This is a genomic window from Streptomyces sp. IBSNAI002, from assembly GCF_052244475.1.
Classification (GTDB): Bacteria; Actinomycetota; Actinomycetes; order Streptomycetales; family Streptomycetaceae; genus Streptomyces.
The window spans coordinates 7,895,385-7,914,220 of sequence record NZ_JBQPXG010000002.1 but is presented as its reverse complement, the minus strand read 5'-3'; the positions used below and the strand labels follow the sequence as shown (position 1 = coordinate 7,914,220).

General features: G+C 72.2%; 18 protein-coding genes and 1 pseudogene. 15 read left to right on the top strand and 4 right to left on the bottom strand.

Annotated elements, in window-relative coordinates; translation table 11 throughout:
- Window positions 1–27: 27 nt before the first annotated feature.
- Complete coding sequence (locus ACTVZO_RS36660) at window positions 28–1,014, top strand: IS481 family transposase (RefSeq protein ID WP_443298085.1); 987 nt, start codon at window positions 28–30, stop codon at window positions 1,012–1,014.
- A gap of 22 nt (window positions 1,015–1,036) precedes the next feature.
- Here the strand turns inward: ACTVZO_RS36660 and ACTVZO_RS36655 are convergent, their stop codons facing one another.
- Window positions 1,037–1,588, bottom strand: coding sequence for a winged helix-turn-helix domain-containing protein (locus ACTVZO_RS36655; RefSeq protein ID WP_443302454.1), 552 nt, complete (start codon window positions 1,586–1,588; stop codon window positions 1,037–1,039).
- Between the two features lie 224 nt (window positions 1,589–1,812).
- On the bottom strand, window positions 1,813–1,896 hold the full coding sequence (locus tag ACTVZO_RS36650; RefSeq protein ID WP_376195854.1) for a putative leader peptide: 84 nt from the start codon (window positions 1,894–1,896) through the stop codon (window positions 1,813–1,815).
- 401 nt (window positions 1,897–2,297) lie between these two features.
- On the opposite strand from ACTVZO_RS36650, the gene ACTVZO_RS36645 reads away from it, so the two are divergent.
- From ACTVZO_RS36645 to ACTVZO_RS36600, 10 genes and pseudogenes are all read left to right on the top strand, one after another.
- Complete coding sequence (locus ACTVZO_RS36645) at window positions 2,298–3,503, top strand: acyl-CoA dehydrogenase (RefSeq protein WP_443302453.1); 1,206 nt, start codon at window positions 2,298–2,300, stop codon at window positions 3,501–3,503.
- 99 nt (window positions 3,504–3,602) lie between these two features.
- Window positions 3,603–4,061: an RrF2 family transcriptional regulator gene (locus ACTVZO_RS36640; protein WP_443302452.1), complete on the top strand. Its 459-nt coding sequence runs from the start codon at window positions 3,603–3,605 to the stop codon at window positions 4,059–4,061.
- Window positions 4,062–4,228: 167 nt separating this feature from the next.
- On the top strand, window positions 4,229–4,300 hold the full coding sequence (locus tag ACTVZO_RS36635) for a putative leader peptide (protein WP_362306379.1): 72 nt from the start codon (window positions 4,229–4,231) through the stop codon (window positions 4,298–4,300).
- A gap of 283 nt (window positions 4,301–4,583) precedes the next feature.
- On the top strand, window positions 4,584–5,693 hold the full coding sequence (locus ACTVZO_RS36630; RefSeq protein WP_443302451.1) for an aliphatic sulfonate ABC transporter substrate-binding protein: 1,110 nt from the start codon (window positions 4,584–4,586) through the stop codon (window positions 5,691–5,693).
- 50 nt (window positions 5,694–5,743) lie between these two features.
- Window positions 5,744–6,535 (top strand): ABC transporter ATP-binding protein, encoded by a 792-nt coding sequence (locus ACTVZO_RS36625; protein ID WP_443301509.1) that lies wholly within the window; start codon window positions 5,744–5,746, stop codon window positions 6,533–6,535.
- Window positions 6,522–7,406 carry an ABC transporter permease gene (locus tag ACTVZO_RS36620; RefSeq protein WP_443302450.1) on the top strand — a complete coding sequence of 295 codons (885 nt, stop codon included), beginning with the start codon at window positions 6,522–6,524 and terminating at the stop codon, window positions 7,404–7,406. Before ACTVZO_RS36625 ends, ACTVZO_RS36620 begins: the two co-directional genes overlap by 14 nt.
- A gap of 22 nt (window positions 7,407–7,428) precedes the next feature.
- Window positions 7,429–7,984, top strand: a pseudogene (locus ACTVZO_RS36615) (SUMF1/EgtB/PvdO family nonheme iron enzyme); the annotation flags it as partial.
- Between the two features lie 169 nt (window positions 7,985–8,153).
- Window positions 8,154–8,312, top strand: a complete 159-nt coding sequence (locus ACTVZO_RS36610; RefSeq protein WP_443302449.1) for a hypothetical protein — start codon at window positions 8,154–8,156, stop codon at window positions 8,310–8,312.
- A gap of 111 nt (window positions 8,313–8,423) precedes the next feature.
- On the top strand, window positions 8,424–9,332 hold the full coding sequence (locus ACTVZO_RS36605; protein ID WP_443302448.1) for a glutathione S-transferase C-terminal domain-containing protein: 909 nt from the start codon (window positions 8,424–8,426) through the stop codon (window positions 9,330–9,332).
- A gap of 51 nt (window positions 9,333–9,383) precedes the next feature.
- Window positions 9,384–10,424: an AraC family transcriptional regulator ligand-binding domain-containing protein gene (locus ACTVZO_RS36600; RefSeq protein WP_443302447.1), complete on the top strand. Its 1,041-nt coding sequence runs from the start codon at window positions 9,384–9,386 to the stop codon at window positions 10,422–10,424.
- An 87-nt stretch (window positions 10,425–10,511) separates the two neighbouring features.
- On the opposite strand, the gene ACTVZO_RS36595 is transcribed toward ACTVZO_RS36600, so the two are convergent.
- On the bottom strand, window positions 10,512–10,955 hold the full coding sequence (locus ACTVZO_RS36595; RefSeq protein WP_443298580.1) for a transglycosylase SLT domain-containing protein: 444 nt from the start codon (window positions 10,953–10,955) through the stop codon (window positions 10,512–10,514).
- Between the two features lie 691 nt (window positions 10,956–11,646).
- On the opposite strand from ACTVZO_RS36595, the gene ACTVZO_RS36590 reads away from it, so the two are divergent.
- The 4 genes from ACTVZO_RS36590 (at window position 11,647) to ACTVZO_RS36575 (ending at window position 17,150) form a co-directional block, all read left to right on the top strand.
- Complete coding sequence (locus ACTVZO_RS36590; protein WP_443302446.1) at window positions 11,647–13,080, top strand: lipase family protein; 1,434 nt, start codon at window positions 11,647–11,649, stop codon at window positions 13,078–13,080.
- A 19-nt stretch (window positions 13,081–13,099) separates the two neighbouring features.
- Window positions 13,100–14,524, top strand: a complete 1,425-nt coding sequence (locus ACTVZO_RS36585; RefSeq protein WP_443302445.1) for a hypothetical protein — start codon at window positions 13,100–13,102, stop codon at window positions 14,522–14,524.
- A gap of 138 nt (window positions 14,525–14,662) precedes the next feature.
- Window positions 14,663–15,448 (top strand): lysophospholipid acyltransferase family protein, encoded by a 786-nt coding sequence (locus tag ACTVZO_RS36580; RefSeq protein ID WP_443302444.1) that lies wholly within the window; start codon window positions 14,663–14,665, stop codon window positions 15,446–15,448.
- 205 nt (window positions 15,449–15,653) lie between these two features.
- The gene (locus tag ACTVZO_RS36575) at window positions 15,654–17,150 is read left to right on the top strand and encodes an APC family permease (RefSeq protein ID WP_443302443.1); all 1,497 of its coding nucleotides are present in this window, start codon (window positions 15,654–15,656) and stop codon (window positions 17,148–17,150) included.
- Here ACTVZO_RS36575 and ACTVZO_RS36570 read toward each other — a convergent pair.
- Complete coding sequence (locus ACTVZO_RS36570) at window positions 17,119–18,762, bottom strand: PucR family transcriptional regulator (RefSeq protein ID WP_443302442.1); 1,644 nt, start codon at window positions 18,760–18,762, stop codon at window positions 17,119–17,121. The genes ACTVZO_RS36575 and ACTVZO_RS36570 overlap by 32 nt on opposite strands.
- Window positions 18,763–18,836 lie beyond the last annotated feature (74 nt).

Here is an 18,836-nt window from a genome sequence, read left to right as displayed (position 1 = left end):
GGGTCTCCGAGTAGACGGAGGTCTGCCGTGCCCCCTTCACCTCAACAGCAGCAGGACCGTCAGGCCCAGCACCGCCTTGCGGTCCTGCGACACGCCGAAGAAGTCACGGGGAACGTCGCGCTGACCTGCCGGTACTACGGCATCAGCCGCACTTGCTTCTATAAGTGGCAGCGCCGTTACCAGGACGAAGGCCTCGACGGCCTGCGGGACCGGTCCAGCAAGCCGCACCACTGTCCTCACGCCACCGAGGCCGACGTCGTGAACAAGATCGTCTACCTGCGGCGGCACTACTACTTCGGTCCGATGAAGATCAAGATGTACCTCAAGCGGTACCACGACATCGACATCGCCTGTTCAGCCGTCTACCGCATCCTCAAGAAGCTCGGGCTGAACCGGCTGCCGGCCTCCCAGCGCTACAAACGCCACGACAAGCGCTACACCCGCTACGAGAAGCAGTTGCCCGGCAACCGCGTCCAGATCGACGTCAAATTCATCGAGCCGATCGGCCTCCCTGCGCAGGCTCCTGCGGCAGCGCCGGTGACCGGGCCCCTTCCGAAACGGCGGCGCCGGGCGAAGTACTACCAGTTCACCGCCATCGACGACTGCACCAGGCTGCGGGTGCTGCGGATCTACCCGCGGTGCGACCAGAAGACCGCCGTCCAGTTCCTCGACTACGTCCTCGAGCGCCTGCCGTTCCGCATCGAGGTCATCCAGACCGACAACGGCGCGGAGTTCCAGTCAGCCTTCCACTGGAACGTTCTCGACAAGGGCATCGCCCACACCTACATCAAACCCGCATCACCGCACCTCAACGGCAAAGTCGAACGCTCCCATCGCATCGACGCCGAGGAGTTCTACCGCATGCTCGACGGCCTCGTCATCGACGACACAGGCGTCTTCAACGACAAGCTGCGAGAGTGGGAGGACTACTACAACTACCACCGCCCCCACGGCGCCCTCGGCGGCCAGACACCCTACGAACGCCTCAAGCAGAAGACCGAGGCCCCGGTGTAATCAAGCACCAGCAGTCGCACACCTAGCGGGTGTCGGGCACGTACTTGTAGCCGACGCGGCGCACGGTGGAGATCCGGTTGCGGAGGGCGGGGCCGAGCTTGCGGCGCAGCCGGGCCACGTGGACGTCGACCGTACGGCCGTCGCCGATGTGACCGTAGCCCCAGATGCCCGAGATGAGGGAATCGCGCGTGTGAACCGTGTACGGGTTGCCCACGAGGTGCGCCAGGAGGTCGAACTCCAGGTACGTGAGGTCCAGTTCGCGCCCGTCGACCTCGACGACCCGGCGATCGCGGTCGACTCGGATGGCGTCGGCGGACTGCTCGGGTTCGGCGCGCGGGACCGGTTCCGGTCCGCGGGCCGGGAGCGCCACGGGTTCGAGGGGATGGATCTCCGGGCGGATCCCGTGCGCTTCCATCAGGGCCACGGGGTCGACGTGCGCCGGCAGGAACACGAGGTACCCGACGCGGGCTCCGTCGGCCCGGTCGGCGAAGGCGCCCGGCGGGCGCTCGCCGACGAGCTGGAGGCGGGGGGCCGGGGAACGGCGGGCGGCGGATGCGGGAACTGCGGTGGTCACGATGAGCCCCTTCGGCTGCTCGGAGTGAAGTACGGATGCCGGGTTTTCGGCCACGACGGGGCAGGGGATCTCCGTGACGGTCTCGACCGGGAAGGTCGAAGCGCGGCACGCCGGACGGACCCGTACGGCCCAGAGGGGCCGGGGTCGCGAAAGGCGCGTCCTACAGCGGGATGCGACGGCCGGAACACCGGCGCACGTCGCGGAAATGCCCTGTCGAAGAAGCCCTAGAAGGGTCGGCAGACGGCGCTGGCGACGCGACGGAAGTCAACGTGCCTGCGGCGTACGAGCAACGGCTGCGACGGGGACATGGACACATGGTGAAGTGCGGTGCGGGCGCTCGTCAATACTTCCCTACCGATTGCATAGGAAATAGCCGGAGGAGCTCTCGCCGAACCAACTCCCCACCCACGGAGCCGTCTTCCATTTCAAGACGGCGCTGTCCACCATGCGGTCACGCTCTTGCCGGGGCGGCGACCACGGGCAAGTATCCCTATCAATCCGATGGGAAAGGTGGGGATCCCGGTGAACTGCCGCCCGCCCAGACGCCCCGAAGGCAGCGGCCGCCGCGAACCGCGCCTCGGAAGAACCCGGCCGACGCCACCCGACAACGTTCCGGAGTAGTCGACATGACCACCGCCATCACCCCTGGCACCGCCGTCCACCCAGCCCCCGCACCAATCGGCGGCACCCGGACCTGTCGGTGACGGCCATGCCGACGACACCGAGCACGGCCGCCGCCCCCCGGCCCGCCGACGCACAGCGCCGCAGGTTCCTGCGCGCCGCCCGCGACGTGGCGGAGGACCTCGCCGCGGACGCCATCGCCCGCGACCTGGCCGGCGCGCCGCCCGCCGACGAGGCGGCCAGGCTGCGCGAGGCCGGGCTGCTGGCGGCCCTCACCCCGCCCGGGGCGGACCGCGGGACGGACTGGCGCACCGCGTGCGCCGTCGTACGGGAGATCGCCGCGGCGGACAGCTCCGTCGGCGACGTCCTCGCGCGCCACTACGTCCACGCCTGGAGCGGACGCTTCTACGCACCTCACCACCACGCGGCCGCCCTCGAAGAGGAGTCGGTGCGCGAGCAGTGGCTGTGGACCGGCACGGTCCGCGCCCCCGCACACCACGACGACGCCGATGGGCTCGGCCTCGTGCTGCGGCGGCGCGGCACCGGCTACGTGCTGAACGGGTACCGGTCCGTGGACACCGCTGCGGCCGTCGCCGACCAGATCGTGGTGGACGCCGTCTGCGCCGGGACCGGCGACGTCCTGGTCGTACGGATCCCGCCCGGCGCACGGGGTGTCACCGTCGAACCGGCCCGCGACCGCCTCGGACAACGCCTCGCCGGTGCGGGCGAGGTCGCCTTCGACCGGGTCACGGTCGCGCCCGCGCAGGTGCTGGGCCGCCGGCCGCACGACGAGGAGGCGACCGCGCCCTTCACCGCGCTCGCCGAGCCGGCGCTCCGGCTCGCCCTGTGCCACGTCGGCCTCGGCATCGCCGAGGGCGCCCTCACCGAAGCGCGCGACCTGAGCAGGGGCGGCCGCGCGCACCGGCTGCCCGGCGAGGATCCGGACCTGCTGCTGACGTACGGGGAACTCGCCTCCGCCGCTCAGACGGCCACCGCCGTGGTCGACCGGGCCACGGAGGTGATGGCCCGGGCCCTCGACACGGGCGCGCACCTCGACCCCGAGGAGCCCGCGGGCGTCGCCGCCCTGGTCGCCACGGCGGAGACCGTCACGTCGAAGGCCGCCCTGCACATCACCACCCGGGTGCTGGAGCTCGCCGACGCGCCCGGTCTGGACCGGTTCTGGCGCAACGCGCGCGTCCTGACCGCCCACCGCCCGGTCGCGCACCGCCTGCGCTCCATCGGCGAGCACTACCTCAACGGCTCGCACCGTGCGGTGGCCGCGGCCTTCCACTGACGCGCGTGTCCGGCGGCCCACGGCACGGGGCGCGGGATCCGCGTTCCGGGCCGTGCGCCGCCGGACACGCGCGCCGGAGCCGTACGGGATAATGGCCGCATGCGGATCTCAGCCAGGGCGGACTATGCGGTACGTGCCGCGCTGCAGCTTGCCGCGGCACAGGACGACGGGCCCCTGAAGGCGGAGGCGATCGCCGACGCCCAGGACATTCCGCACAAGTTCCTCGAGGGCATCCTGAACGACATGCGCCGGGGCGGTCTCGTACTCAGCCAGCGCGGCGGCAACGGCGGCTACCGGCTGGCCAAGCCGGCCGAGTCCATCAGCATCGCGGACGTCATCCGCGTCGTGGACGGCCCCCTCGTCTCGGTGCGCGGGGTCCGCCCGCCGGACCTGTCCTACACCGGCCCCGCGCAGTCGCTGCTCCCCCTGTGGGTCGCGCTCCGCGCCAACGTGCGCGAAATCCTCGACGGAGTGACGCTCGCCGACGTCGCGGCGTCCGACCTGCCCGCCGACGTCTCCGCGCTCACCGACACGCCCGGCGCCTGGACCAATCCCTGACCCCTGCCCCACCTGCACTTTCTCAGATCCCGAGATGGTGCCGTCCATCATGTGGTCAACCCCTTGGGGCGAGTCTCAGCCTCTGCCAATATGCCTACCAACCAGGTAGGAAAACTAGGAATTCAGGGAGGGGCGGGGCCGTGCACACACTGCACCACACAGGCCGGATGCTTCCCCTGACGTCCCGCCGCCACATCGACCTGGTCCGTACGTCCAGCGCCATCTGTCAGCCCGCCTGACGTCTCCTCGGGGCCGGGCCCCACGCGCGGAGCACCACCGGGCGCGTACCGCCCCGTTCGCCGCCGGCCGGGCGGACCCTCGGCCGACCGCTTCGCCCGCGTCCCGCCCAGCCCGCCGCTGCGGGCCCGCCGTCCGCACCCAGGCCCCCGAGCCCTCGACACCCGTCCGCCGCCGACCGCGATCCCGCCGCCGACGGCCGGGAACGGGTGCCGTCTGCCCCGATGGCCCTGCTTCGCCCATCGCCGTACCTCGCCGAACACCATCCCGTGAAAGGACACCTCCGTGTCTGCCGCAAGACCGCTCAGCACCCTGCGCACCATCGCCGTCGTCGCGACCCTTCCCCTGCTGCTCACCGCCTGCGGCTACGGCTCCGAGGCGAAGAAGGAAGACGACAAGGCGAAGGTCGCGGCCACCGGCGACAAGAAGCTGTCGGCCTCCGAGGTGCGTATCGGGTACTTCCCGAACCTGACGCACGCCACCGCCCTGGTCGGCCTCCAGGAGGGCCTGATCCAGAAGGAACTGGGCGGCACCACGATCAAGACGCAGGCGTTCAACGCCGGTCCGTCCGAGATCGAGGCCCTCAACGGCGGCTCCCTCGACATCGGTTTCATCGGCCCCTCCCCCGCGATCAACGGCTACGTCAAGTCCAAGGGCTCCAACCTGCGGATCATCTCCGGCTCCGCGTCCGGCGGCGTGAAGCTCGTCGTGAACCCCGCCAAGATCAAGACCCTGGACGACCTCAAGGGCAAGAGGATCGCCACCCCCCAGAAGGGGAACACCCAGGACGTCGCGTTCCTCAACTGGATCTCGGAGAAGGGCTGGAGCGTCGACCCCGAGTCCGGCAAGGGCGACGTCTCCGTCGTCCGCACCGACAACAAGGTCACCCCCGACGCCTTCAAGCAGGGCTCCATCGACGGCGCCTGGGTGCCCGAGCCCACCGCCTCCAAACTCGTCTCCGACGGCGGCGCCGTCCTCCTCGACGAGACCACCCTGTGGCCCGACAAGAAGTTCGTGATCACGAACATCATCGTGTCGCAGAAGTTCCTCAAGGAGCACCCCGACGTCGTCGAGGCGGTCCTGGCCGGCACGGTCAAAACCAACGCCTGGATCAACGCCAACCCCGACCAGGCCAAAGCCTCCGCCAACGCCAAACTCGCGGCCGACAGCGGCAAGCCCCTCGACGCCGCCATCATCGACCCGGCCTGGCCCGGCATCGCCACCACCGACGACCCGCTGGCCGCCACCCTCAAGACCCAGTCGGAATGGGCCGTCAAGGCCAAGCTCATCGAACAGCCCGACCTCACCGGCATCTACGACCTCACGCTCCTGAACAAGGTCCTCAAGGCCGCCGGAAAGCCCGAAGTCTCCGACGCCGGCCTCGGCGCCAAGTAACCCCGCAACCCAGCAACCCAGCAACCCAGCAACCCCAGGAGGTGACGACCATGGCCACCACGCTCGCCAAGGCTGCCGAGGGCACCGTAGCGGAGCCGACGCACGGTACTCGTATCGAGCACGTCTCGAAGTCCTTCTCCGGCCCGGCCGGATCACAGCTCGTCCTGGACGACATCAGCCTCGATGTCGCTCCCGGAGAGTTCGTCACCATCCTGGGGGCCTCGGGCTGCGGCAAGTCCACCCTGCTCAACCTCGTCGCCGGCCTCGACAAACCCACCACCGGCACGATCCAGACCCCCGGCCGCCCCGCCCTCATGTTCCAGGAACACGCACTCTTCCCCTGGCTCACCGCAGGCAAGAACATCGAACTCGCCCTGCGACTGCGCGGAATCCCCAAAAACGACCGCCGCACCGAAGCCGAACGACTCCTCGAACTCGTCCGCCTCGGCGGCGCCCACGGCAAACGCGTCCACGAACTGTCCGGCGGCATGCGCCAACGCGTAGCACTCGCCCGCGCCCTCGCCCAGGACAGCCAACTCCTCCTCATGGACGAACCCTTCGCCGCACTCGACGCCATCACCCGCGACGTACTGCACGGCGAACTCGCCCGCATCTGGGCCGAAACCAACCTCTCAGTCCTCTTCGTCACCCACAACGTCCGCGAAGCCGTCCGCCTCGCCCAACGCGTCGTCCTGCTCTCCTCACGCCCCGGCAAAGTCGCCAGGCAATGGACCGTGGACATCCCCCAGCCACGCCGCATCGAAGACGCGAACGTAGCGGAACTGTCCCTCGAGATCACTGAACACCTGCGCGAGGAGATCCGCCGCCATGGCCAGCACTGAAACACAGGCGAAAACGGACGACCTCGCAGGACTGGAAGCCGGCCTCGACGCCCTGGACGCGGTCCACACCCACCGCACACCCTTCCGCGAAATCCTCGTCAAGAAGGCTCTCCCACCGGTCCTGGCCGTCGGCCTCGTCCTGCTCGTGTGGCAGGTCCTGGTCTCCCTGAAGGTCACCGAGGAAACCAAACTCCCCGCACTGTCCGCGGTATGGGACAGCCTCGCCGACATGTGGCTCAAGGGGACCCTCCTCGAAGTCATCTGGACCAGCGTCTCCCGCGGCCTCCTCGGCTTCCTCCTCGCCCTCGCCATCGCCACCCCCCTCGGACTCCTCGTAGCCCGCGTGAAGTTCGTGCGCGCCGCGATCGGCCCCATCCTCCAAGGCCTCCAGTCCCTGCCCTCCGTCGCCTGGGTACCCCCCGCCGTCCTCTGGTTCGGCCTCAACGACGCCATGATGTACACCGTCATCCTCCTCGGAGCCGTCCCCTCCATCGCCAACGGCCTCGTCTCCGGCATCGACCAGATCCCCCCGCTCCACCTCCGCGCCGGCCGCACCCTCGGCGCCACCGGACTCCTCGGCGCCCGCCACATCGTCATGCCCGCCGCACTCCCCGGCTACCTCGCCGGCCTCAAACAGGGCTGGGCCTTCTCCTGGCGCTCCCTCATGGCCGCCGAAATCATCGCCAGCTCCCCCGACCTCGGCCTCGGCCTCGGCCAACTCCTCGAAAACGGCCGCAACAACATCGACCTCCCCGGCGTCTTCCTCGCCATCATCCTCATCCTCGTCGTCGGCATCGCCATCGACCTCCTCATCTTCAGCCCCCTCGAACGCCGCGTCCTGCGCACCCGCGGCCTCCTGACCGGAAGATGACCGGACGGACGACGGAGCCGCCATGCAGACCTGTTGCGCCCCGGGACACGGTGACGCCACCGCCGTCGCGCCCTCCCCGGCACCGCCGCCGCCCGGCAGCCCGACCGGGGTCTGATCGACCTGCCGGGCGGGCGCTTCCTCATGGGCACCGACGACCCTGGCGGCTTCCCGGCGGACGGTGAGGGGCCGGTGCGCGAAGTCGCCGTGGACCCGTTCCGCATCGCCACCACGACAGTGACCAACGCCCGGTTCGGCGTGTTCGTCGCGGCAACCGGACACGTCACCGAAGCCGAACGCTTCGGCTCCTCCTCGTCTTCGGCGGTTTCCTGCCCGAGGACGTCGCCGCCGTATCGCCGCCCGTGGCCGCCGTCCCCTGGTGGCGGGCCGTCCCCGGTTCGAGCCGGCGCCGGCCGAAGGGCGCCGGTTCGTCCGTCACCGCCCGCCAGGACCACCCCGTGGTGCACATCTCCTGGAACGACGCCCAGGCGTACTGCGCCTGGTCCGGGACCCGGCTGCCCACCGAGGCCGAATGGGAGTACGCGGCCCGCGGCGGCCTCGAACAGCGGCGCTACCCGTGGGTTCGACGAGCTCACGCCGGACAGCTCCACCGGCAACATCGGGTTCCGGGTGGCCGCGGACGCCGGCGCAGCGCCGGGATGACACCCCTGGTCCACCCGTGGTCTTGACAGCGTCCCGACACGCATCGACACTCCTGAACGGCGAATCCTGGTGAACCGGTAGGGAATCATGGGCTGTTCTGCACTGGACCGCGGCACTGACGGCGAACGCACCGCCGTCCTGCCGCTGCCCCTGCTGACGTCCCGCCGCCACATCGACCTTCTGCGCGTGTGCAGTGCGGCGAGTCCCCTGCACCTCGGCGGCCGGCCCGCGTCCGCCCGCCCCTGATCCTCCGCGCCCTCATCCTTCGCGCACTCACCCCCCGGGGTCCCGGCCGCGCCAAGCCGTGGCAGACCGTCACCGTCGTACGCCCGTGACAGAGAACTCCCAGGGAGACGCATGTCCGCCACTTCCCCGCACGCCGTGCCGTCGCCGTCCTTCCGGAGCAGGATCGGCCGTGACGCACGCAGCGGCTACCCGGCCGTGCCGCACCGCTACCGGCTCCACCTCGCGCTTTCCTGTCCGCACTGTCTGCGGATCGCGATCACGCACAGCCTGCTCGGCCTGGCGGAAGCCCTCCCGCTGACGATGCTCCCCGCCGTGCCCGACGCGCCCGACGGCGGGTACGTGGCGCTGCGTCCGCTGTACGAGGCGAGTTCGCACCAGCACCCCGGCCCGGCGGTCGCGCCGGTGCTCAGCGACGACTGGACCGGACGGATCGTCAGCTCGTACGCCGGCGACATCCTCCAGGACCTGAGCGGGCGGTTCGACACCTCCGGCCGTGGCCTGCACCCGGACGGCGCCGACGAGCAGCTCGCCGCCGTCGCCCGGCTCTGCGAGCAGGGCATCAACGCCGCGGCGCAGCGCGCGGGCCGGTCCCGCATCGACGCGGCGGCGCGCGGCACCGCGCTCGCCACGCTGCTGCGCGGGCTGGACGCCCTGGAGCAGCGCCTGTCCTCCGCGCCGCACGTGCTCGGCGGAGAACAACTCACGGCCGCGGACGTACAGGTGTGGGTGACGCTGGTGCAGCTGGACACGGTTCACCGCTGGCACCTGGACGCCGCGGCGGTCTACCGGATCACCGACCATCCGCATCTGTGGTCGTACGCGCGACGGCTGGCGGCGCATCCCGCTTTCACGCCCCACCTCGACCTGGACGGCATCGCGCGCAGGCACCACGCGCACTGCCGGGGCAAGGAGGCCGCCGGGGCGGCGGTACGGATCGTGGACTGGGCACGGCACGCACCGGGCGGCCCCGCCGTGGTGAAGACGGCCGGGGCACCTCGCGACGAGGGGTCTCGTCCCTGAGCCGGAGGCCTCGAATACCAGTTCACAACAGCTGGTAGCCTCGGCCTTCCTATGCAGTCCTCCGTCATCAACGGCACGGTTTCGGCCCACCTCACACGTTCCCTCGTCGGCGCGATGCCCGGTGCGGACACCGTCAAGCTCGCACGCGTACCCGACCTCGCCCCCGAGGTCCTGACGGACGATCTCTCCAGAGTCTCCACCCCGTCGCTCCTCAGGGTCTGGGAGAACCTGATCCTGCTGGAACCGCACACGCTCATCGGCCCGCTGGTCCTCGAGGACGCCCCGATCGGCACCTTCGGCCTCTGGGACTACCTCGTCACCACGGGGGCCACCCTGCGCGAATCGCTCACACAAGCCGTGGGTCTGCTGGCCGTCCTCGGCGATCCGGCCGCGGAGAAGCTGATCGTGGAGGAGGACGGGCGGCACTTCACCGTCCGGCACGCCACGGGCACGTGGGGTCCGGAAGTGGTGCAGGCGGTCGACCTGTTCGCCCTCTCGCTCTTCCTGACCCGGGCGCGGGCCGCGGCAGGCCGCCACATCGTGCCGTCCCGGGTCACCATCACCCACCGCCCGCCGCGGCAGGCCCGGCAGTTGGCCGGACTCTTCGGCACGGACCGGATCCAGTACGACGCCCCGTACAACTCGATCTCCTTCAGCGAGGACGACGTCCACGCCCCGCTGCCGAAGGCGCAGCCGGGCATGGACCGGATCCTGGCCCACCACGCGGAGCTGGTGCTGGCATCGTCCCGGCCGGTACTGGGGTGGCAGGACCTGTTCCGGGGGGCGCTGGCCTCGGCCTTCCAGGAGGACGCCGTGAGTCTGGAGAACGTGGCGCAGCGTCTGACGATGAGTCCGCGCACGCTCCAGCGGCGGCTGGCCGAGAACGGCACGAGCTGGCGCGCCGAGGTCGAGTCCGTACGGCACGAGCACACCATGGACCTGCTGCGCTCCACCGACCTGCCGCTGGACTCGATCGCGGACCGGGTCGGGTACAGCGACGCCCGGGCCCTGCGGCGTGCGGTGCACCGCTGGCAGGGACAGGCTCCGCGCGACGTCCGCCGGGCACCGCGCCGGGCACCGTCCGCGGGCTGACCGCATACGACCGACCGCATACGCGAAGACGCCCGGCCGGGAAATCCCGGCCGGGCGTCCTACGTGGGTCCGCTGCGTGATGGTGGCTTAGTACCAGTGGTTGGCGGACCAGAAGTTCCAGGCGCCGACGGGGCTGCCGTAGCGCTCGTTCATGTACTTCAGGCCCCACTTGATCTGGGTGGCCGGGTTGGTCTTCCAGTCCGAGCCCGCCGAGGACATCTTCGAGGCCGGCAGGGCCTGGACCAGGCCGTACGCGCCGGACGAGGAGTTCGTGGCGGTGTAGTCCCAGCCGCTCTCGCGGGAGATGATCTTGTCGAAGGCGGCGAACTGGGCCGGGTCCTTGATCATCTGCTGGGCGATCGCCTTGGCGCTCATCGGGGCGGCCTGCGCGGGAACCGCGGCCAGCATGGAACCGGCGACACCCAGGGCGAGGACGGTACCCGTGAGGGTCTTCTTCGAAGCGGCGATGCGGCGGATGACGGTGTTGGACACGGACTGACCTTCCGAAGGGGACAGGGACGGTCGCGGCATGCCGGTGACATGCGTGAGCCACTCACGGGGAGGAGAGGGGTTCGTCGGCGGGGGGGTGAAGCACCCCTGCCGCCTTGCGACTCATCCAGTTCTACAGACCCCCCGACCCCCTGGCAACGACCCCTCTTACTAGTGGACCTCGCAGCCGGGGCGGAACGGCCCCCCTGCCGGCAGCGGACCGTCCGCCCAGGTGGGAGGGGGTGCGGCAGGGCGCATACGGGACCTTTAAGGACCACTATCCCGGTTCGTATGTGACCTGGGTCCTGTGGGGCGGGTCACCGCCGAGGGGCCCGGATCTCACCCTCCGTGCCCGACTCGTCCCTTTTGTCGGTGTGGTCCGGGCCACTCTCCACCCCCGAATCGAAGGAAACAGCCGCCCGAAAGCCGGCATCTCCCTGGGCCTCGCAGCCCCGGGCCGGCGCGCGTCAACGCCGTGATCCGCCGCTCACCCTCCGGGCCGACGGAATCCCGCGGGTCGGGCGCTGCGCCGCCGTACCCGTCCCGCGCCCCCTGGGGCCGGGCCCCGGAGGCCCGGCGGCGGCGGCCGGCGACGCCGCGGGGAACGGATCGTGCCGGTCCGCGGCCTCGCGTACGCAGGAAGTGGATCTCGCCAGGTGTCAGCATGCCTGGCGAAAAGCGGGCAGCGCGGCGAGACCGCACAGCGATGAGAGGGAGGACCGTGGCGCCTCAGGTGGTCGATGAAGCAACACAGCCCATTCCGGGGCAGAGCAGGCCTCCCGTCGACACGATCGGCTCCGTCGCCGCCCGGCCCGCGCCGGCCGGCCCCGACGCGGAGCTGCTGGTCGCCGCTTCCGTGCTGCTGGCGGACGCGGCCCTGGCCGCGAAGCGGGCCGGCGGGGAACTGACCGGGGCCGTGAGCAGTTGGCGGTTCGGACTGGCCGCCCTGCGCCGTCCGGGATGGGCGTTCGCTACGGCGGCGTCGTGCGCGCGGGCGCTGACCAGCCCCTCGGGGCTCGGGTTCGGTCCGAACGGCGGGCTGGCCGGGGAGCTGGCCCGGATGGCGGGGAGCATGATCTACCGCCGCCCCGCCGCGGTGGCCATGGCGGTGGACGCCTTCGCGCTGAGGATCGAGGCGGCGGCCGTCGAGCACCCGAACCTCGACTCGGCACTGGCGAGGCGGCTCACCGACGCCATGGTGGCGGGCGACCGGTGGGAGGCGCTGAAGGCGCTGCACGCGCTGGTCGAGCGACTGGGCGTGACCCGGGCCCTGACGACCGTCAGCCCCGTGATCATGGAGCTGCTTGCGCTGCTGGGGCTGCTCGACGAGAACCCGGTCAACGACGACTTCTCCTGGGTGACGCTCGCCGGCGGGGTGCCCTCCACGGATCCCTTCTTCGGCCTGCCGAGTTCGGTGCTCCGCTACCTCAACCCCGGTCCCGGCCGCGCCGAGCGGACCGAGCCGGACGCCATCCTGGCGAAGGTCCTGAGGACGTCGCGCAACGACATCGTCAGCTACATCAACGACATCGGAGCGCTCGGCAACCACGGGCTGGTGCTGCTGCGGCGCGTCGAGTGCGCCGACGGCCGGGTCAGGCACGTACTGCTGCTGCCCGGTACCAGCTTCGGTCTGCCGAGCAACAGCACCCCGCAGGATCTGATCGGCGCCTTCGACGGGTGCCTGCGCTCCGACACGACCTACACGCGCGCCGCCCGGAAGCTGTTGCGGCGGGCGGGGCTGCCGGCCGGGTCGGAGCTGATGCTCGTCGGGCACAGCCTGGGCGGGCTGACGGCAATGAACCTGGCGATGGACGTGGAGCTGGCATCCACCTACCGGATCACGCACGTGGTCACGCTGGGCTCCCCCATCGACAACAAGCGCCCGGCCGACCACACCACCCAGGTGATCAGTCTGGTCAACAAGCACGACGTGATCCCCATGCTCGACGGGCGGGGGCCCGCCTCCCCCAACGACATCCCCGCCGCCTGGGTCGAACTGACCTGGCTGGACGAGTCCTACGACTACCCCCTCTCCCACGCGCCGCAGGCGTACTCCGACACCCTCCGGGGGGACATGGCGCACCACCGGGACCGGGTAAACGAACTGATCAAGGTCTACGACGGTGAAGTCGTCGGGAACCAGCCGTACATGCTCCGCGACAAGTGACCACGAGGGAGACCGCCCCATGACCGAAGCCGACGGCACGACCGCGACCGCGACCCCGACCCCGACCCCGACCCCGACCCCGACCCCGACCGCCACGGTGACGGCGTCACGGCCCGATACGGCCTGGCCCCTGGAGAACATCCTGTTCAGCACCGCGCTGGTGGCCCGGCGCCTGCCGTGGGCGGACCTGCCCGCGCGCGTGCTGGGCGTGGACGCGCTGACCCGCGACGGGCTGACCCGACGGCTGATGACGCACCTGCGGGGCGGCCGGAACGGGCGCCCGGTGCGGCTGCGCACGCCCTTCGGCACCTTCCTCGTGCCGCTGACCCGCGCGGATGCCGACAGCCTGCTGAGCCGCGCCGACGCCGCGGGGGCGCTGGGAACCGCGTCCGGTCTCGCCGCCGACGGCCTCCGGTACGCGCTGTCCCCGCACGCGGCCCCCGCGGGCGCGTGGGACGCGCTGACGCGGGAGGAACACGACGGGCTGACCGCCCAGGTGGCCCGGCACCTGGTGGACGTGCGCGGTGCCCGGCGGGAGGACGGCGCCCTGGAGCGGGACCGCTGGCGCGCCGGCATGCTGCGGCTGAGCCGGCACGTCGTGCTGGGGGCGGGCGCGTCCGAGGACACCCTGCTGAGCGAGCTGGTCACCGAGGCGGGCGCCCCGGGCAGCCGGACGTACGAGGCCTCGCGGGCGGCGGCCGTACGACGGCGTCTGGCACCGTACCTCGCGGACCCTGAGCCCGGCTCCCTGGCCGACCGGCTGGCGGCCCGGGGCCGGGACGGCGCCCCGGACGACATCCACGTGGCCGTCGCGCACGCGCTGGCCCTGGTGTCCGCGGCCGCCGGCGCCGCGGCGCTTCAGGCCCTGGAGCTGCTCGGCGCGGGTACGGCCGGCACCGGAGCGGGCTCGGAGGAGGAGGCCGCCGCCGAGGCCGTTGAGCAGGCGCTGGACCGGTATCCGCCGCTGTCCGCCGTGGTGTACCCGGTGCGCGCCCCGCTCACGGCCGATGGCGTGGCCATCGGGGCCGGCGAGGAGATCCTCTACCTGCCGCAGCTGCTGGGGCCGGCCGGGGAGGGCGGACGGACGGATCCGGCCCGGGCGCTGTGCGCGGACCCGTCGGGCTGCGCCCTCGCGCGGTTCGCCGCGCTCGTCTGCCGGGAGGTCGTCCGCGGGATCACGGCCGAGGTGCATCCCGCGGACCTCGCGCCGCGGTCCACCGGTGCGGCCGCGGCCGCGCCGCTGTCCGAGTACGGCGTACGGGGGCGCGCCGACGCGGACCGGCTGGAACGGCATGCCGAGAGCCTCGCCGCCTGCGCCTCGGACACCGGGTGGAACGGGAGCGAGGCCGGCGAACGGTTCCGCATGATCCTCCTGGGGCACGCCGAACGGTGCTCGCGCGCTGCCGCCGACGTACGCAGTGCCGCGGGCCGGCTGTCGGGCTGACCACCCCGGTCTCGAACTGAGAAATTCACGCGGTTGTGCCCCGATCGGCCGTGATCATCAGACCCCGCGGCCGTTGAACCGGCGGAAACGTGTCGCCGACACCCGGTCGGCCGACGTGCGAGGGGACAGTGAGCTCCGATGGTGAAGGACAACGTGGCCGAGATCATCAAAGCGGCGGGGGCCGAGTTCAGCTCCGCCAAACGGTTGCTCGGCGACGCCGGCGGTGTGGCGTGGGACCGCCTGCTCGACTGGCTCGTCGACGACTACTTCCGGGTCGTCTCGCTCGGCCTGGAGAACATCCCCGCCGAGGGCCCGGCCGTGGTCGCCGTCAACCACTCCGGGGCCTGGGGCCTCGACGCGTTCGTACTGGACAAGGTGCTCGGCAGGGCCCTGGACCGGCGCGTCCGCTTCCTCGCGGCCCCCTTCGTGTTCCGCACCCCCATCCTGGGGCGGCACGCCCGCCGCAACGGCGCGCTCCCCATCGGTCCGACGGCCGGCGTCGAGCACCTCAACGCCGGGCGGCTCGTCGGGGTGTACCCGGAGGGCATCGCCGGCCTGGAGAAACCGTTCACCGAGCGGTACCGCCTGCGGTCCTTCAGCCCCGGATTCGCCGTCGCCGCGATCCGCGCAGGTGCCCCCGTGGTGCCCGTCGGGATCGTCGGCGCGGAGGAGGCCTGCCCCAAGCTCGGCGAGGTGCCGACCCTCGCCCGGATCCTCGGCGTTCCGTACTTCCCGGTCACGACGCCGTTCCCGCTGCCGTCCAACTGGACGATCACCGTCGGGGAACCGATCCCGGCGCCGCCCCGGCCGGAGGGGCTGGCCGCCCGCCGGGACGCCGCCCGGCGGCTCAGCGAGACCACGCGTACCGCCGTCCAGGAGCTGATCGACCGCGAACTGGCCGAGCGGGAGACCGTGTTCGACTGACACCGGGCGGCCGCCCCGCACGGTGACCACGGGGCCGCCGGGACGGTCCGGCCGTACCGGGGCGCCCCTCCCCCGTCTATGTCCGATCGGCCAATCCCGGTGGACGGTTACGGGTGGCGGATGCGTTGGCCGCCGGCCCGCCTGCGCGCAGGATCCACGCAGTGTCCGGACATCCGGACGCGGATCGATGCGGAGGATTCCTGCCATGCCCACGTTCATGAGTGCGGTGACGCGCCGCAAGGCGCTCGAAGACCTGACACGGGAGGCCGCCGAGGGCGGCGGCGAGGGTGGGCTGCGCCGCACCATGGGGCTCTGGCAGCTGACCTTGCTGGGCATCAGCTCCGTGGTCGGTACCGGCATCTTCTTCGTCCTGGGCACCACGGTGCCCAAGGCCGGCCCGGCCGTCGTCCTGTCGTTCGCGCTCGCGGCCGTCGTGGCGGGGCTGGGGGCGCTGTGCTACGCGGAGCTGGCCAGTACGGTGCCGGTGGCGGGCAGCACGTACTCGTACGCCTACGCCTCGCTCGGGGAGGGCGCGGCGTACCTGGTCGCCTGGTGCCTGATCCTGGAGTACGGGGTGGCCGTGGCCACGGTCGCCGTGAGCTGGGGCCAGTACCTGAACGAGGTGACCGGCTCCCTCTTCGGCTTCGCGCTGCCCGGCGCGATCAGCCAGCCGCCCGGTGCGGGTGGCGCGGTCAACCTGCCCGCGCTGGCGGTGGTCCTGCTCTGCTCGCTGCTGCTGGTGCGCGGCACGCGGGAGTCGGCGATCGTCAACGCGGTGATGGTGTGCGTGAAGACGGGGGTGCTGGTGCTGTTCGTCGCCGTGGCCCTGACCGCCTTCGACGGTTCCCGGTTCGCCGACTTCGCCCCCGCCGGCGTGGCCGGGGTGACGGTCGCCGCCTCGGGGGTGTTCTTCTCGTTCATCGGCTTCGACGCCGTGTCCACCGCCGGCGAGGAGGTGCGCGACCCCCGCCGCACCGTGCCCCTGGCACTGCTGCTGACCCTGGTGACGGTCACGGCCCTGTACGCGGCGGTCGCCGTGGCCGGCGTCGGCGCCCAGGACGCGGCGCGGTTCGGGGAACAGGCCGAGGGCGGCCGGGCGGTGCTCGCGGAGATCCTGCGTCAGGTGACCGGCATGGGCTGGCCGGCGCTGGTGCTGTCCGCCGGGGCCGTCGTGTCGATCTTCAGCGTGGTGCTCGTGACCCTCTTCGGGCAGACCCGCATCCTGTTCTCGATGGCCCGTGACGGACTGGTCCCGCAGGTGTTCTCCCGGGTGGACCGCAAGCGGCACACCCCGGCGCACAACACGTGGATCGTCGGGGCCGGCGTGGGGCTGCTCGCCGCGTTCGTGCCGCTCCAGCAGCTCGCCGACCTGACCAGCCTGGGCACCCTCATCGCCTTCGCCGCCGTCGCCGCGGCAGTCCTGGTGCTGCGGCGCACCGCGCCGGAAGCCCCGCGCCCGTTCCGGCTGCCGCTGCACCCCTTGGTCCCGGTCCTGTCGGCCGGGTCCTGCCTCTACCTGGCCTGGCTGCTTCCGGGGCTGACCTGGTCCCTGTTCGGGCTCTGGCTGTTGCTGGCCGCCGGGCTGTACCTGGGCTTCGGCCGTCGCCACTCCCGGCTGGAGCGGTTCGCCGACGGCTCCGCCGACGACCGGGACAGGGAGGGGGACGGGTTCAGCGAGCCCGCGGACCTGCCGCGCGCCTGAGCTCGAGCCAGGCACCCAGCCGGACATCGGGGTCGTCGAGATCGAGGCCGAACAACTCCCGCACCCTGCGCAGTCGGTGGCGCAGGGTGTTGGGGTGCACTTGCAGCCGGCCGGCGGCCGCCGCGACATCGCCGACCTCGTCCAGCCAGGCGCTGAGCGACGCCCCGTAGCCGGTGCCGTGCCGGGCGTCGTGGGCGAGCATCGCGTCGACCTCGGCCAGCCGCAGCCACGGATCGCGCTCCAGTTCGTCGCCGACCCGGTCGAGCAGCATCCGGTGGCGCACGTCCGGCGCCATCGCCACGGGGCCGGCGGGCGCCCCGGCGACGGCCCGCAACACCGCCTCGGCCTCCCTGCGCAGGGAGGCCGGGGCGTTCACGTCCACGGCCGCCCGGGTCAGGGCCGCGGTGACGTCCGGGGAGACGGCCCGGCGCACCGCGGTCAGCACCGCCTCGGCGAACCGGCGGCCGGCGTGCAGCGCCCCGGCCTGGGGCAGCAGGACGAACAGCACGCCGCCGGTGGCGGCGACGGTGGCGTCGGGGCGGTGCGCCGCGCACTGGCGGACCAGTTCGGACTCGGCGTGCTCCAGGACGGTCGCCGCGGCCGCTGCCGAGGGCGTGGGGCCGCGGTGGCCGGCGACCGCGCGCGGGGGCGCGAGCGCCAGCAGCCGGAACTCGCTGCCGCGGCGCAGGCCGAGGAGTGCGGAGGCCTCCTCCGTGACCACCCCGGAGCCGGTGAGCAGGGAGAGGAGGGTGTCCCGGCGCAGTCGGCGCTCCGCTTCGGGCAGGGTGATCAGCCGCAGCAGGTGCGGGGCGGCGAGCCGGGCGGTCTCCGCCAGTGCGGCCAGGCCCTCCCCCGTCATCCCCGATTCGGGTTCGATGACCCACAGGGAGCCCAGCGGCAGGGTCCCGGCGCGTACCGCGACCGCGGCCCTGGGCAGTTCCTCCCCGATCTCGGGGAACCGGACCACGCCCGGCGCGGCCAGGACCTGGCGGTACTGGCCGCGTTGCATGGGCAGTTCCGGGAGGTCGTACACGCGGCGCTGGAGGATGCCGCGCTCGCGGAAGGCGTCGATGCGGACGTCGGGCACGCTGGAGTACGCGATCACCCGCTGGGCCAGGTCTTCCACGACCGTCGCGCCCCCGACGACCGTCGCGAGGTGGTCCGCGAGGGCGTACAGCTCCCCGCCGCCCAGCGGTGCGGGGGTGAACTCGGGCCCTCCGGATCCCGACAGGGCGCAGCTGAGTACGGCGTCCACGGTGCGCCAGGGCAGTTCGTCGTCGGCCGCGAGCACGGCGATGCCCTGGACCTCGGCCTCGTGCACGAACCGCGGGATGTCCTGTCCCCGGCGCTTGACCACGACGGCGCTGAAACCGCGGGCCGCGGCCTGGCCGAGCAGGGCGAGCCGGCGCGGGTCGGCGGGGTCGGTGCCGACGAGGAGCAGTACGCCGCCGGGCGAGTCCGGGAGCCGGTCTCCGGCGTCATGGATGACCGTGCCACGAACCGGAACCCCGGCACCGGCCGGGGCGGTCAGCACGCGGGGAGCCGACACGCCGGCCGCCCGCAGCACGCCGCCCAAGGTGGCGGGGGCGTCGTCCGGGTCCGGCGTACGCATGGTGGGATCGGACAATGGAGGGCTCGTTTCGTCGGCCGATCGGCTGCGGCACCCGCTGCGGAGGATTGCCAGGA